The sequence below is a fragment of the Xanthomonas hortorum genome (assembly GCF_011305375.1).
Classification (GTDB): domain Bacteria; phylum Pseudomonadota; class Gammaproteobacteria; order Xanthomonadales; family Xanthomonadaceae; genus Xanthomonas; species Xanthomonas hortorum_E.
Window position 1 is genome coordinate 54,614 of the sequence record NZ_VCME01000009.1, and the last position, 15,425, is coordinate 70,038.

A 15,425-nucleotide genomic window follows, 5' to 3' on the forward strand; every position below is an offset into this window, starting at 1 on the left:
ACGTGCCGTTCTGCCGTAAGTGATGTTGCCATCGCGCCGGCTCGCGTCCATCAGAACAACGACCCCTGCACGGGCAACGCAGTGGATGGTCCTGTTGCTGGCTTGGCAGGTGCCGCCTGCTGCTGCGCACCCAACCGCCACGCCAGGCCCGAGATGCGTGCGGCGTGCCGGGCGAGCGCGCTGCGGATGACCGCTTCGCTGCCGGCCAGGTGCAGGGCGCGGCGGGCGCGGGTGATGCCGGTGTAGAGCAGTTCGCGGCTGAGCACGCGGGCGTCGCGGGTGGGCAGTTGCAGCCAGACGGTGTCGAATTCGCTGCCCTGGGCCTTGTGCACGGTCATGGCGAAGGCGCTTTCGTGCGCGGGCAGTGCGGCGGGGTGGAAGCCGCGCACCTGGCCGTCGCCGTCGCCTTCGAACCAGGCGACCAGCGGGGCTTGGGCACGGCTGTCTGTGCTTGGGACATGGCGGTTGGCGGTGCCGCCGGACTGGCCTGGCGCTGAAGACGGCGTTTCGTCGCTGCGCCCCGAGAAGGGACTCGCTTCGCTGCGCAGGCAGATGCCGACGTCGCCGTTGAACAGGCCGTGGCGGTAGCTGTTTTCGGTGATCAGCAGCAGGCGGCCCTGGAACCAGGGCGAGGAGGCGCCGAGGCGGCGGGCGCCGGAGCCGGTGTCGGCCAGCAGTTGTTCGATGCGGGCATTGAGGCCGCGCGCGCCTTGCGGGCCGGCGCGCACGGCGGTGAGCAGGCGCAGGCGCGCGGCATCGCGCAGGGCGGCGGCGGGGTCTTGCGCGTCGGCAAGCGCGCGCCAGTGGGCGAGCAATGCGTCGCGGCCCAGGGCCAGCGGGTCTTCGCCGTCTTCGTGGAAGTGCACGCCGGCCAGCTCGCCGCTGCGCAGCAGGGCCAGGGCGGTGTCGGCGTCGCCGGTGCGGATGGCGTCGGCCAACGGGGTGAGTGCAAAGTTGTCTGCTTGGCGGTAGCCGCGTAGCAGGTGCACGCGATGGCCGGCTAGGCCGCCGGTGTTGGTGTGGCTGACGGTCTGGGTGCTGGCAGGCGTGCTGCCAGTGGGCGCGCTGCCGAGCAGCGGTTGCAGCGCCTGTGCGTCGTGCGGCTGCAAGGCGTCGCCGGGGCCGGCGGCCTGCAGGATGGCGGCGAGCACGTCGCCGGCTTCCACCGAGGGCAGCTGGTCGGCGTCGCCGAGCAGGATCAGCTGGGTGCCGTCGGCCACCGCTTCGACCAGTTTGCACATCAGCGGCAGGTCGACCATGGAGGCTTCGTCGACGACGATCAGGTCGAATGGCAACGGGTTGTCGGCGGTGTGGCGGAACTGCGGGGAATCCGGGATGACGCCGAGCAGGCGATGCAGGGTGCTGGCGCCGGTGGGCAGGGCGTCGGCCAGGGCCGGGTCGATGCCGTTGGCGATGGCGCGTGCAACGGCGGCGCGCAGGCTCTCGGCCATGCGCTCGGCGGCGCGGCCGGTGGGTGCGGCCAGGGCGATGCGCGGGGCTGGGGTGTTGGCTGCCTGGGCTTGCGCGATGCGCAGCAGCAGCAGGCGGGCGATGGTGGTGGTCTTGCCGGTGCCGGGGCCGCCGGTAACCAGCAGCAGGGTGCGGCGCAGGGCGAGGGCTGCGGCTTGGGCTTGGCGGTCTTGGTGGTGGGATGGGGCCGGTGGGTTTGTGCCGTCTTGGTAGAGGGATGGCTCGGGCGGGGCCGTACCTTCCTGGTAGACGGATGGCTCGGGCAGGCCCGTACCCTCACCCGCCCTTCGGGCACCCTCTCCCGGGGGGAGAGGGGATGAGGCTGCTGCGTTTGGGAATAACTGCGCGAACAGCGGCGCTAGTGTGGCTGCGTCGAAGGGCGGCGGTGACTGGGCGGCGATGCGTTGCAGGCCTAACGCCAGGCGGCGTTCGTACTCGCGGTAGCGGCGCAGGTAGAGCAGGCCGTGTTCCAGGACCAGCGGGCAGTCGGCTGCGGCGGGGTCTTCGGGATGCGGTTGGTTGACCCAGCGCGAGGCGGCCAGGGTGCGTTGCCAGTCGGTGGGATCTGGGAAGGTGGGTGCTGGGCCGTCGCGTGGGTCCAGCAGCATGGCGGCGCGGGTGGGGTCCAGCCCTGCGTGGCCGCTGGTGACGGCCAGCGAGGCTAATGCGGCGCCGGCCAACACCTGGGGGTCGGTGTCCGGGGCCAGGCGTTGCAGGCTTTGGGCGAAGGCGAGATCCAGCGTGCGTAGGGCGCCGGCCTGGTTGAGGGCGGTTAGGAGGTTTGGGTGGTTCATGGGGTGGGCGTTCCCATGGTGGACGTACCCTCACCCCAACCCCTCTCCCGAGGGGAGAGGGGCTTTAAGGCGTCACTGGAAATAGGCTCTGTGGGGTTGCCGGCGAACAGGGCGTCCAGGGCTTGGACCAGAGCTGGGGCGAAGCGCCACGCGTGGATGCCGGGCGCATCGGAGACGGACGCCGCTTGGATGCCGGGTGCGGGCGTCTCGGACATGGCGTCGCTGGCGAGGCCGGCTCCAGGGTCGATTGCGGCATTGCGGGCAGCGTCAGCGCCAGGGTTGGCCTCGGCGTTGCGGGCAAGGTCGGAGCCAGGGTTAGCGGCAGCGTTGCGGGCCGCATCCAGGCCGCGGCAGAACAGGTAGCGCACGCCGCCGAAGTCGCGGGTGTAGTCGTAGGCGTCGCCCAGGCGGAAGCGCAGCCAGCGGTGCAGCGCGACGGTGTAGATCAGCGCCTGTAATTCGTACTCGCTGTGGGCCATGGCGCGGGACAGGGCGTCGGCGTCGTAGCTGGGCAGGCGGTTGGACTTGTAGTCGAGCACGTACCAGCGGCCGTCCACGGTGTAGGTGAGGTCGATCAGGCCGGTCATCAGGCCTTCCAGCCGCTGGCGCGCGCCGAAGGCCTGGCGGTCGCTTACCACGCCGAAGCGATGCAGCAGTGCGAGCAATGCCTCCACGCGGGTGGGCCGCATGGCGAAGTGGAATTCCATTTCGTTGCGGCGCTGCGGCTCGGGCACGGCGGCCAGGGTGGTGCCTTCGGGCAGGGCGACGGTGAGGGTGTGGCCGATCAGGGCGGTGAGCATGGCCAGGCCGTCGTCGAGTTCGTCCTGGGTGTAGCCGCCGCGCTGCAGCGCCTCGAGGATGGCGGCGGCCTGGCCCTCGGGTGCGGGTTGGCCGGGTTGCCAGGCTTGCCAGGCGGCGAAGTCGCAGCGCTCGAATACGTCGTGCATCACCACGCCGAAGCGGTTGCCGGCAAAGCGCGGGTCGAAGGTGTCGACCTCGGCGGCCACCGCGATCGCCTCGCTGCCGGACGGCTCGTCGCTGCCGCCACTGCCGACCACCGTGGCGCTGGCCATCGGGTCGGTGGCGGCGCCGGCGTCGGCATTGGCCAGCTGGGTGAAGCTGTAGACCCACCACTCGGGTGCGATATGCCGCTGCGGGGTGCGCGCCGGCGGCACCTGCGCTTCGATCGGTGGCGGCAGGCGCGGCAGGGTTGCGGGCGGCGTAGACGTGTCGACCACCACTGCGCCCTCGCCGGCCGCGCCCTGCAGCGCGTCGAACGCGCGCAGCATGCCGGACAGCGCGGTGCGCTCGTGCTGATGGAACGGGCCGCTGGCGATCCACAGCGCGTGCTCGGCGCGGGTCAGCCCGACGTAGAGCAGGCGCGCGTCTTCGGCGCGTTGTTCCTGCTTCCAGGCGGCTTCGGCGGCGCTCCAGGTTGGATCGTCTTTATCAGTCTTCCAATGCAGCTGGCGTCCGAGGTCCGGCGCGTGCACCACGCAATGGCGGCCGGCGCCCTTGTCGCTGCGGCCGATGCCGATGTACGGCAGGAACACCAGCGGATATTCCAGGCCCTTGCTCTTGTGCAGGGTGACGATCTGCACGCGGCGCGCGTCCGACTCCAGCCGCAGCTGCTGGGCTTCGTCGTTGTCGTCGGCATTGGCGATGCGGCGCGACAGCCAGTCGACCAGGCCATGCGGGCCGAGTGCGCGGGCGTCGGCTTCCTGCAGCAGTTCGGCCAGCTGCAGGTAGTTGGTGAGGCGGCGCTCGCCATCGACCAGGGCGAGCAGGCGTTGCCCGTGCGCGGCGCCCAGGTCGCCGATCAGGGCGAGCGGGCCGCCGCGTTGCCAGCGCTCGCGCCAGTCCAGCGCCTGCTGCTGCCAGCGGCGGTGACGCTCGCCGTCGTGTGCAAGCGCGGCGATGGCGGCGGCGTCCGCGCCGATCAGCACGGTGGCCAGCGCGGCGCGCAGGCGGCTGTCGTCGCCCGGGTCGAGCAAGGCCTGCAGCAGGGCCAGCAGCTCCAGCGCCTCGTCGGTGGCGAACAGGCTTTGCTTGCCGGCCGCCACGGCGGGGATGCCCACCGCGCCCAGCGCCTGTTGCATGCGCGTGGCCTCGCCGTGGCTGCGCACCAGCACGGCGATATCGCCGGCCTGTACCGGGCTGCCATTGATGGTGGCGGTGCTGTCGCGGCCATCGGCCAGCCAGCTGCGGATGGCGGCGACGCAGGCGGCGGTGGCCAGCTCGCGCGCGCGGCCGGCGCTCCAGGGTTTGGGCTTGCCTTTGGTTGGGGGCGGCGGTTCCGGCGCGCGCCACAGGGTCAGGGCCGGGGCGGCGTTGCCATCACGTTGCAAGTCGGCATCCACCCGCTTGGTGCCGGGCTGCACCGGGTGGAAGGCGATGCCGTCGGTGAGGAAGGCCTCGGTGTAGCCGGCCTGCGCGTACAGCGCGTCGATCGCCGCCAGCACGCCGGGGCGCGAGCGGAAGTTGTGGCTCAGCGGGGGGGCAAGTTCGGCGGTAACTGCGGCGGCCAGATAGGTGCGCACGTCGCCGCCACGGAAGCCGTAGATGGCCTGCTTGGGGTCGCCGATCAGAAACAGCGCCGGCTCCAGACCCGCCGCACGTGCCAGCGGGCCTTCGCCGAACACGTTGGAGAAGATCGCCCATTGGCGATCGTCGGTGTCCTGGAATTCGTCCACCAGCGCGATGGCGTATTGCGCGCGCAGCCGGGTGACCAGGGCCTCGGCCTGCGCGCCTTCCAGTGCGTGCGCAACGCCATCGACCAGGTCGTCATAGGTCTGTATGCGGCGCTGGCGCTTAAGCAATGACAGCCGTGCGATGGCGTCGTCGCGCAATGCGTGCAGCAGACGGATACGGCGGCGTGTGCGCCATTCTTCGACACGGGCCAGCGCGGTGAGATAGCCATCGATTTCGTGGCTCAGCGGCGAGGCCGGCGTGCGCTCGACGAACTTCTTGTTGGTGCCGGCCGCCAGTTCCGCGGCGGTGAGTTTGATCAGCTTGGGGTGCGGCGCGGTGTGCATCAATGGCGCGGCGGCGAAGCTGTCGAACCAATGCCACAGCGATGAGAGCCACTCGGGCTTGTAGCTGACCTTGCTCAGGATGCCGCTGTCGATGGCGGACATGATGGTTTCGAAAAACGCGGTGCCGTGCGCCTGGAATGCGGCGGCCAATGCGGTGCTGGCGTCTTGCACGGCCTGCAGCAGCGCGGCCGCATCGTCGGTGGTCGTTGCCACCGCCGGCAATAGCGTCGGATGACGGACCAACGTGCGCAGATCGCTGGCCAATGCATCGGGGCCGCCCGACCACAGCGCGATCAGGTCTTCGGCCATCGCCGCATCGGCGGCGCGCTGGCGCCACAGATCTGCGGCGACTTCGCCCAGCAGTTCGCGGTCGTTGGCGAGCAGTTCCGGTGCGGCGAAGGCCTGGCCGCTTTCCAGCGCATGTTCGCGCAGTACGCGTGCGCAGAAGCCGTGGATGGTGAAGACCGCGGCCAGGTCGATTTCTTCGACTGCCTGCTGCAGGCGGCGGCGTAAGGCGGCAGGTGTTTCTGTGCCGGTGGCCAGGTGGGTGGTGAGGATGGTGCGGGTGAGCAGGACGTCGGGCGCGTCCTGTAGGAGCGGACCTGGCCGCGACGGGTCTTCGGCGAGGTCGGTCGCGGCGGGGGTTTCGGTACTGGTCGCCGGGTGCGTGGTGAGAAGGGCGTCGGGCGCTTCGTGTAGGAGCGGCCTTGGCCGCGACGGGCCGTTGGCGAGGTCGGTCGCGGCCGAGGCCGCTCCTACAGAAGCTGGTGTGCCATTAGGCACCGGCGTTGCTGATGGTTTGGTCGCGGCCGGGGCCGCTCCTACGAAAGGCGATGGGGCATTGGGGACCAGCGTTGCGGCAAGCACCAATCGCTCGCGGATGCGGCGGCGCAGTTCCTGGGTGGCGGCTTCGGTGAAGGTGACGGCGAGAATCTGGCCGATGCGCAGCCCACGCTCGACCACCAGCCGGGTGAACAGCGTGGCCAGGGTGAAGGTTTTGCCGGTGCCGGCGCTGGCCTCGATCAGGCGTACGCCGTGCAACGGCAAATGCAGGTACGGGTCGGTGACGGGGCTGGTGCTCATTCGGCCTCTTCCTGCGCGCCGTGCCAGTGGCGCCAGCTCTCGATCAGACGCTCCGGATCCAGCGTGGCATCGGCGTTGCCGCGCTCGAGCAAGTCGTACACGCGATGGCTGGTGATGGCGAACTCGGCAAAGCGCTGCGCATCGGCGAACGGGTCGCGGCCGCGGTGGACCAAGCGCAGCTCCGGGCTATGCGATTCGCTCCAGCCGAAGCTGGATTGCCACTGCCCGGCGGCGTCCTTGATGGCCTTGTCCAGATCGTCGCCAAGCGCGGCCTGGTGATACTTCCAGCTGCTGTAGGGCGCGAAGGCCAGCGGCGTCTGCAAGCCCTGCCGATACACCTGCAGCAGTGCAGCCAACGCGGTTTGCGCCTGCGTTGGCGACAGCGGTTCGGCGTCGATGGGATGCGGGCCTAAACCGTCGTCGTGTTCGAAGAAGCGCACATACGGCGCGTGCTCGCCGGCGGCGCGCAGCAGCAGCCATTCCAGGCCGTGGCGGATCGCGCTGCGGCCGCTGAGCGCGCCGACCTGCACCCGCCCCACGCCGCTCGCATACCAACCCGGCACCCGGCCGTGCAACTCGGTCTCGCCGATCTGCACCTGCAGCCGGCGCGACTCGGCCGGCGCCACGCCACGCCATTGCCGGAATGCCTCGGCATACGGGCGCAGTTGCGTCACGCGCTCATCGAGTTGGCGACGCCCCAACGGGCCGGACGGCAGCAACGCACGTGCACGCAGACGCTCGTAAAGCCGGTCGGTGTCGCCGGCCAGCGCGGCGTCGAAGACATGCTGCTGCAGGCCGTATTGGTCCAGCCCGCGCGTGGGGGCGAGCAACGGTTCGAGGTCGCTGTCTTCGCCGGCCGGATCGGGCAGGCGCATCCCTAAGCGATGGCGCAGAAACTGCCCGGCCGGGTCGGCGAACAGGCGGCGCAGCTCGTCGATCGAGACGCTGGTCGGCAACGCAATCTCATCGGCCGGCAACACACCAGCCATCCACGGCGCGAGCGGCTGCCGCTGGCCGACCAGGCTATCCACTGCGGGCCGCCATTGGCGGCGATAGCTGAAGCGACGCGGGTCGGCACCGTCTTCGCTCAGCGCACCAAAGGCGGCCGCGGCGAATGGCTGCAACGGGTGATGCACGACCAGCGTATCGATGGCCTTTGGGTCGGCGTGATATTGCGCAGCGCTGGCCAGCAACTCGCTGACCAGCACCGACGGTTCGCGCGCGCTGCCATCGCGCGCATCGGCGCCGAGGTAGCTCAGGTAGAACACCTCTTGCGCGGAGGCAAACAACTGCAGAAACAAAAACCGGTCGTCCTCGCGCGTTGAACGATCGCCGTGGCGGCGGCGCTCGGTGCCCAACTCTGCAGTGAGGCGATTAAGGCCGGCGGCGGGGTCGCGGCGCGGGAAGTCGCCATCGTTCATGCCAAGCAGGCAGATCGCCCGGAACGGCAGCAGGCGCATCGGCACCATGCGCCCAAAGCTGATGCCGCCGGTGAGCAGCGGCGCGCGCGTGTCCGACTCGCCCAGCACTGCGGCGAAGTGCGCACGCACCACCTCGGCGGGCACCTTACCCGCGTACTCGGCACGCACTGCGTCGCGGGCGAATTGGTCGATCAAGGTACGCAAGCGATCCAGCGCGCGCTGCGCACGCGGTGCCGAGGGTGCTTTTGGAATCAGCGCCTCCAGCAGGCCGAGCAGACGCTCGCGCCACTCGACCGGCGTCATCGCTTCGGCCAATACGGACTGGTGACGTTCGAGCACGCGCAGCAGCTTCAACAAGATATCGAGTGCGGCCAATGCGCTGCCTTCCAGCTGCGGCCATGGCGCCACGCCCTCGATATCGTCGTCGGCGCCGCTGGCATGGCCGAGCAGCAGCCGGTCCAGCGCGAAACGCCAGGTATAGGCGTCGTCGCTCGGTGCCTGGTGCTGACGCCGATGCGCCGCATCCAGCCCCCAGCGCGCGCCGGCCGCATGCAGCCAACCGCGCAGGCGTTCCAGTCCCGCTTCGTCCAGGCCGGCGGCCTCGGCGATCGGCGCACTGGCCAGCAGGTCGAGAATCTCGTGCAGGCCGAAGCGTGCAATCGGCAAGCCGAGCAAGGTGAGGAACACCTCGGCCAGCGGCTCGCTCGCCAACGGGCTGGCATCGGCCAGCGCGTACGGCAGCGCGTCGTCGTTGCCATGGCTGCCGAATACCGCGTCCAGATACGGCACGTACGGGTCGATGTCCGGCGACAGCACCGCGATCTCGCGTGGCTGCAGCGGCGGGTCGAAGCGTGGGTCGTCGAGCAAGGCGCGCAGTTGGTCGTGCAGCACCTGCAACTCGCGCAGCCGCGTATGGCAGGCGTGCACCTGCAGGCTGGGGTCGTGCAGATTCACCGCCGGCAACGCTGCAGGCACGCTTGGCGCGCGGCGATGGAACAGGTCGCTTTGCATACGCCGCAGCAAACTATCGCCCAGGCCGCCGTCGGCCAGCACGCGGCGGCCGGACTCCAGCGGATCGGCGTAGGCGGCGATCTCGGCCAGCGGATGCACCACCTCGTAGTCGCCGACCAACGCCATGAAATCGCGCCCGGCCGCGCCCCAGGCCTGCAGCAGCGGGTTTTCCTGCACCTGCTCGGCGAACAGCTGCACCGCGCCGTCTTCGCGCCGGCGTTGCCACAAGGTTTGCAGATCGCCCCAGTAACCTTGCGTGGGCGTGGGTAGATAGAAATGCAGCGTGCCCACGCGCGCTTGCGTGGCCAGCACGCGCAGCACGTCGGGCGAGATGTTGAGGATGGCGAAGGCAAACAGGCGCTTCGGCAAGCCCTGCGGCAGCGGACCATCGGCCCGCGCAAACCGATCCAGATACTGGCCGATGCGGCGGGCGCGGTATTGCCGGCCGGACGCGATGCTGCGCCACAAGCGCGCCTGCGGGTCGTCGGGGTCGGCGCCGCCTTCCCAGCGCAGCAACCAGTCGCGTCGCCAGGCCTGGTACTTCTCGAACACGTTGCCCAATTCGCCGGCCAGCGCCCAGGGCTTGAGCGCATCGCCATCGGACAAATAGCCGGCCAACGGCGCCAATGCCGCATCGCTGCCCAGATCGGCCTGCAAGGCGGCGTACAGCCGCCACTGCGTGGTCGCCATATCCAGATCGTCGTCGGCCGGGCCGAGATTGCACTCCAGCGCGCGCGCGACGAATTCGCCGGGGGTGAGGAATTCCAGATTCGCTGCAACACCGTGCTCGGCCGCCAGCGTGGACTGCAACCAGCGCCGCATCGCCACCTGCGGAATCAGCACCACCTCCGGCTGCAGCAGCGGTTGTTCGGGCACCGGCCGGCGCAGCTCCTGTGCGAGCAAGGCGGCCAGCGTATCCAGCGCGTTTGACGGATAGAGGCGAAAATCTGGCGCGGAAGTGGCGTGCATGCGTACGTGCATTGTGCCGGATGCAGGCGCACTGCGTTGTTTGCGCATGCGCTCGGCGACCGCACGATGGCGATCGGCGCGGCAGACAAACGCGATGGGCCGAGCGTTTCCGCCCGGCCCATCGCATTGCCTCATTGCATGACGCTTCCCGCGATCAGTATTTCTTTTCCAGATTGATCATCCAGGTCTGATCGTCGTTGTTGTCGCCATCGGTAATGCCGCGGTATTCCAGCCGCGTCGACAGGCCCTGCTCGGTCAACAACGCCGCACCGATGCCCACCATCAGACGGTTGCGATCGAACGCGCTTTGACCGGCGCGATAGAACGGCCCGCCGTTCAGATCGGCGTAGCTCAGCGTGGCATCGCCACGGCCCTGGAAGTCGCGCTGATATTCCACGCGCAACTGCGGGGTCAGCCGGCCCCAGGCCACGTCGCGGCGCCATTCCAGCCGCAGGCCCAGGTTGCCGGTGGTGGTGGCCACGTCCATGTCGTCATAGCGCAGTGCGAACGGCGCCACGCCGTCTTCGACATAGCCATCCAGCGTGGCACGCGCCACATCCACGCGCGCATACGGTGTGATCTGCAGATCGCCACGCTGCAGGTCCGCACCGGTGGACACCGACGCGATCCACTGCTTGCCGTCGCGGTTGCCCTCGGCCATCGAGCTATCGTCGGTGACGAAGCGACGCAGGTCGTAGGACAGCAGCTGGTAGCCCACCAAGGTGTCGAAGAAGAACGCCTTGCCCGGGTGGAAGCTGGCATACAACGCCATGGTGTAGGCGCTGGCCTTGGAGTGGCTGCCGTTCCTGCCCACATCGCTGTCGTCGCGGCCCCAACCCAGGCCCGCACCGATCGCCAGCGACTGCGCCACCCGGTAATCGGCGCCCACGCTCAGGCCGTCGGTCTGGAAGTCCACCCCGGTGCTGTTGGACTGCTTGTCCAGGCTACCCGAGCGGATCGCACCGCCTACCCACAGACCCAGGTCGCCCTGACCCTGCGCAGTGCTGTTGCCGCTGCTCGCCACTGCCGGCGCATCGCGGAAGTCGTTGTCGGCCTCCTGCGTGTCCGGGCTGCACGGCTGCGCACTGATGCCGCGATCGGCCTGGCGGCAATGCGAGGTCGGCTGGAAGCTCACCGCGTTGCTGAAGGTGCTGCCGCCGCGATGGGTGGCTTCCAGACGGCGCTGGAAGTTGTCGATCTGCGCCCGCGCAAAACGCCGCGTGGACTCGGACTGCGCATCGATCAAGCCGCGCACTTCCGCATCCACGCTCGGGTCGCGACGCGGCGCGATGGTGAACACCACGCTGGCCGGCACCGACGTGGCGAACGCATTGGACAAGGTGAACTGCACCGTGGCCTGGCCGACGAACGCCGGGTTCGGGGTGAAGGTCAGCATGAACGTGGGCGTCTCGGCCATCGCAGCCGCCGCCGGCGATGGGCCGGAGGCACGCGCCGCCGCCGCAGTGGCGGTACCGCCAGTCCGGGTGATGGTGGCGGTACCGGCCGAGGCCGGCAGCACCGCGACCACGGCCGCAGCCACGAACGGCCCGCCGGTGGCATTGCGGGTCAGATCGACCTGCTGCGCCTCGCCCGGCACTGCCGCGGCAGTCACCGACACCGCCACCGGCCGCGCGTTGACCGTAATGGTCAACGTGACCGGGGCCGAGGTGCCGCCGCTACCGGTGACCGTGTAGCTCACCACATCGGTGCCGACGAAACCGGCGGCCGGCGTATAGACCAGCTCCAGCCCGTTGACCACGGCGGTGCCGTTGGTCGGCGCAGTGGCAATGGCGATCGATGCGATGTTGCCGGTGTCGTTGGCGGTCACCGCCACCGTCACCGCGGTGTCGGACATGGTGGCCGCCACATCGGCCACGGCCACTGGCGCCGCATCGCTCACCGTGAAGCTGTAGGCCTGCGTGGCGCTGGCATTGCCGGCATCGGCCACCGCGATGGTGAAGGACGACGTGCCCTGCGTGGTTGGCGTGCCCGACAGCGTGCCGTCGCTGGCCAGCGTCAGGCCAGCCGGCAAGGTGCCGCTGGCGATGCTGTAGCGATACGGCGCAACGCCACCGCTGGCAGTCAGCACCTGGTTGTACGCGCTGCCGCGCACCGCCGGTGGCAGGGTGGGCTGCGCCGGCACCAGCGTCGCCGCTGCAATGGTGACCGAATAGCTGCGGCTGGCCTGGGCGGCCGGGCTGGGCGTGCTGTCGGTGGCGGTCAGGGTGAAGTTGAAGGTGCCCGACAAAGTCGGCGTGCCACTGAGCCCGCCGGTTGCCGCATCCAGGACAACCCCCGTCGGCAATGCACCAGCGCTCAGTGCATAGCTGTAGGGCGCAGTGCCGCCGGTGGCCGGAGCAATCGTCGCCGCATACGCCTGCCCGGCCGTGCCTGCCGGCAAGGTGCTTGCGGGCAACGCCAGGTTCGGGCCGGCCACCGTCAGCGCATAGGCCTGCGCAGCGGTGAAATTGTTCGCGTCAGTCGCCGTCACGGTGAAGTTGAAGCTGCCTTCCACCGTCGGGTTACCGGACAGCGTGCCGTTGCCGGCCAGGGTGAGGCCGGCCGGCACGTTGCCCGCGCTGACTGCATACGTGTATGGCGCGGTGCCGCCGCTGGCGCTCAAGGCCTGGCTGTAGGCCGTGCCACGCATGGCGGCCGGCAACGCGGTGGGCGCGATCACGACCACAGGTGCCGCGATGGTCAGCGTGTAGCTGCGGCTGGCCTGCGCCGCCGGGCTGGGCGTGCTGTCGGACACGGTCAGGGTGAAGTTGAACGTACCCGCCACGGTCGGCGTGCCGCTCAGTGCACCGGTCGCCACGTCCACGACAACACCTGTCGGCAACGCACCGGCGGTCAGTGCATAGCTGTAGGGCGCGGTGCCGCCGGTGGCCGGAGCAATCGTCGCCGCATACGCCTGCCCGGCCGTGCCTGCCGGCAAGGTGCTTGCGGGCAACGCCAGGTTCGGGCCGGCCACCGTCAGCGCATAGGCCTGCGCAGCGGTGAAATTGTTCGCGTCAGTCGCCGTCACGGTGAAGTTAAAGCTGCCTTCCACCGTCGGGTTGCCCGACAACGTACCGTTGCTGGCCAGGGTCAAGCCAGCCGGCACGTTGCCCGCGCTGATTGCATACGTGTAAGGCGCGCTGCCGCCGCTGGCGGTCAGCACCTGACTGTAGGCCGTGCCGCGAGTCGCAGCTGGCAACGCGGTGGGCGCGATCACGACCACAGGTGCCGCTATGGTCAGCGTGTAACTGCGGCTGGCCTGCGCCGCCGGGCTGGGCGTGCTGTCGGACACTGTCAGGGTGAAGTTGAACGTGCCCGCCACGGTCGGCGTGCCGCTGAGTCCACCGGTCGCCACGTCGACGACCACACCCGTCGGCAACGCGCCAGCGCTCACTGCATAGCTGTAGGGCGCAGTGCCACCGGTAGCCGGCGTAATCGCTGCGGAGTACGCCTGCCCGGCCGTACCTGCCGGCAAGCTGCTCGCCGGCAACACCAGGTTCGGGCCGGCCACGGTCAGGCTGTAGGCCTGATTGCCGGTGAAGCTCCCCGCATCGGTGGCGGTCACGGTGAAGTTGAAGCTGCCTTCCACCGTTGCGGTACCCGACAGCGTGCCATTGCTGGCCAGGGTGAGACCGGCCGGCAACGTGCCGCTTGCTAGCGCGTAGGTGTACGGCGCGGTGCCGCCACTGGCGCTCAGCGTCTGGCTGTAGGCAGTGCCACGCGTGGCGGCCGGCAGCGTGGAGGGCGCGACCACGATCGGCGGCGCAGCGATGGTCAAGGTGTAGCCACGCGTGCCCTGCGAGGGCGTGCCGCTGGTGCTGTCGGTAGCGGTCACGCTGAAGGCAAAGCTGCCCACGCTGCCGGGCGTACCGGTCAAGGCGCCGCTGCTGCCATTGAGCGTGATGCCCGCTGGCAAGGCACCGGCGGTGACGGCGTAGGTATACGGCGCAATGCCGCCGGTCGCCGGATTGAGCGCGCTCGAATAGGCCTGGCCTGCAGTGCCGGCCGGCAAGCTGGTCGCCGGCAAGGTCACCGTCGCGCCGGCCACGGTCAACGTGTAGGCACGGTTGCCGCTGGTGGGGCTGCCGCCGCTATCGGTAGCGGTGGCGGTGAAGTTGAAGCTGCCGGTGGCGGTGGGCGTGCCGGACAGCACGCCGGCAGCGCTCAGGGTCAGCCCGGCCGGCAACACACCGGCAGTGACGGCGAAGCTGTACGGCGCGGTGCCGCCGCTGGCGCTCAGGTTCTGGCTGTAGGCGCTGCCCGCGGTCGCCGCCGGCAGCGATGCCGGCCCGACCGTCACCACCACGTCCTCGTTGAGGATGGTGCCGGCGCCGGTGGCGCGCGCGATGCTGGCGTTGCTGGCACCGGACAGGCCGACGCTGAAGGTCTCGTTGGGTTCGACCGCGGTGTCGCCATTGACGGTGATCGCCACGCCCTGCGCGGTGGTGCCCGGCGCGAACGTCAGCGTGCCCGAGCGCGCGACGTAGTCGCTACCTGCGGTGGCAGTGCCGTCGGCAGTGGCGTAATTGACCGACACGGTCTGGCCGCTGGCCGCGCTCAGGCTCACCGTGAAGGTGGCCGTGGTGGTGCCGCTGTTGCCTTCGTTAACGCTGACGTCGTCGATCGACAACGCCGGCTGCGCATCGTCGTTGACGATGGTGCCCTGGCCCTGAACGTCGCCGGCGCTGGCGCCGCTGACGTTGCTGACGTTGACGAAGAAGGTCTCGTTGGGTTCGCTGAGGGTGTCGCCGTTGACCAGCACGGTGAAGGTGGCGCTGCTGCTGCCGGCGGAAATGGTCTGCCCGGTCAGGCTGGAGGCGACGTAGTCCACGCCTGCGGTGGCGGTGCCATCGGCGGTGGCGATATCGAAGCTGACGCCGCCGGCGCCGGCAGGCTGGCTCAGCGAGACGGTGAAGGTGGCATTGCTGGTACCGGCATTGCCTTCGTTCACGGAGACGTCGTTGATCGACAGCGTTGGCTGGTCGTCGTTGGCGATGGTGCCGATGGCGCTGTTGGGCGAGCCCACGCTGTAGCCGCTGCCCGCAGCGAGGCTGATCACCACGGTCTCGTCCGGTTCGATGGTGGCATCGGCGGTGGGATTGATGGTGATGGTGCCGCTGATCTGGCCGGCGGCGATCGTCAGCGGCGAACTCACGGCCGCGTAGTCGCTGCCCGAGGTCGCGCTGCCGCCGACATTGAAGGCGACCGACACCGCGCTCTGCGCGGCCTGGTCGAGCGTGACGGTATAGATCAGGTTGGCCGCGCCGTCCTCGGGCACGCTGGAAGGAGACACCGTGATCGATGCGGTCGGAAAGTCGTCGTTGACGATGGTGGCGGTGGCGCTGGACGGGCTGCCGATGGCATAACCGCTGCCGCTGGCCACGCTGATCACCACCGTCTCGTTGGCCTCCACCGTGGTGTCGGCGACCGGGGTGACGGAGAAGGTGGTCGTGGTGGCGTTGGCGGGCACCACCACGCTGTTCGGCGCACCCGTGTAGTCGGTGCCGCTGGTGGCGGTGCCGCTGCGGCTGAGGTTCACCGTGGTCGCCGAACTGCTGCTCTGGCTCAGCGTCACCGTGTAGGTGAAGGCGGCGCCGCTGTCTTCGTTGCGGCTGGCCGGGCTCACCGCGATGCTGGCCGAC

General features: G+C 69.7%; 3 protein-coding genes and 1 pseudogene. All 4 read right to left on the reverse strand.

Annotation, left to right across the window (positions count from 1 at the left end):
* Positions 1 to 50: 50 nt before the first annotated feature.
* Positions 51 to 2,264: an exodeoxyribonuclease V subunit alpha gene (recD, locus tag FFY45_RS10260; RefSeq protein ID WP_176340356.1), complete on the reverse strand. Its 2,214-nt coding sequence runs from the start codon at positions 2,262 to 2,264 to the stop codon at positions 51 to 53.
* Positions 2,261 to 6,382, reverse strand: coding sequence for an exodeoxyribonuclease V subunit beta (gene recB, locus FFY45_RS10265; RefSeq protein ID WP_176340357.1), 4,122 nt, complete (start codon positions 6,380 to 6,382; stop codon positions 2,261 to 2,263). Before recB ends, recD begins: the two co-directional genes overlap by 4 nt.
* Positions 6,379 to 9,783, reverse strand: coding sequence for an exodeoxyribonuclease V subunit gamma (gene recC / locus FFY45_RS10270; protein ID WP_176340358.1), 3,405 nt, complete (start codon positions 9,781 to 9,783; stop codon positions 6,379 to 6,381). Before recC ends, recB begins: the two co-directional genes overlap by 4 nt.
* 154 nt (positions 9,784 to 9,937) lie before the next feature.
* Positions 9,938 to 15,406, reverse strand: a pseudogene (locus tag FFY45_RS10275) (putative Ig domain-containing protein); the annotation flags it as partial.
* Between the last annotated feature and the right edge of the window lie 19 nt (positions 15,407 to 15,425).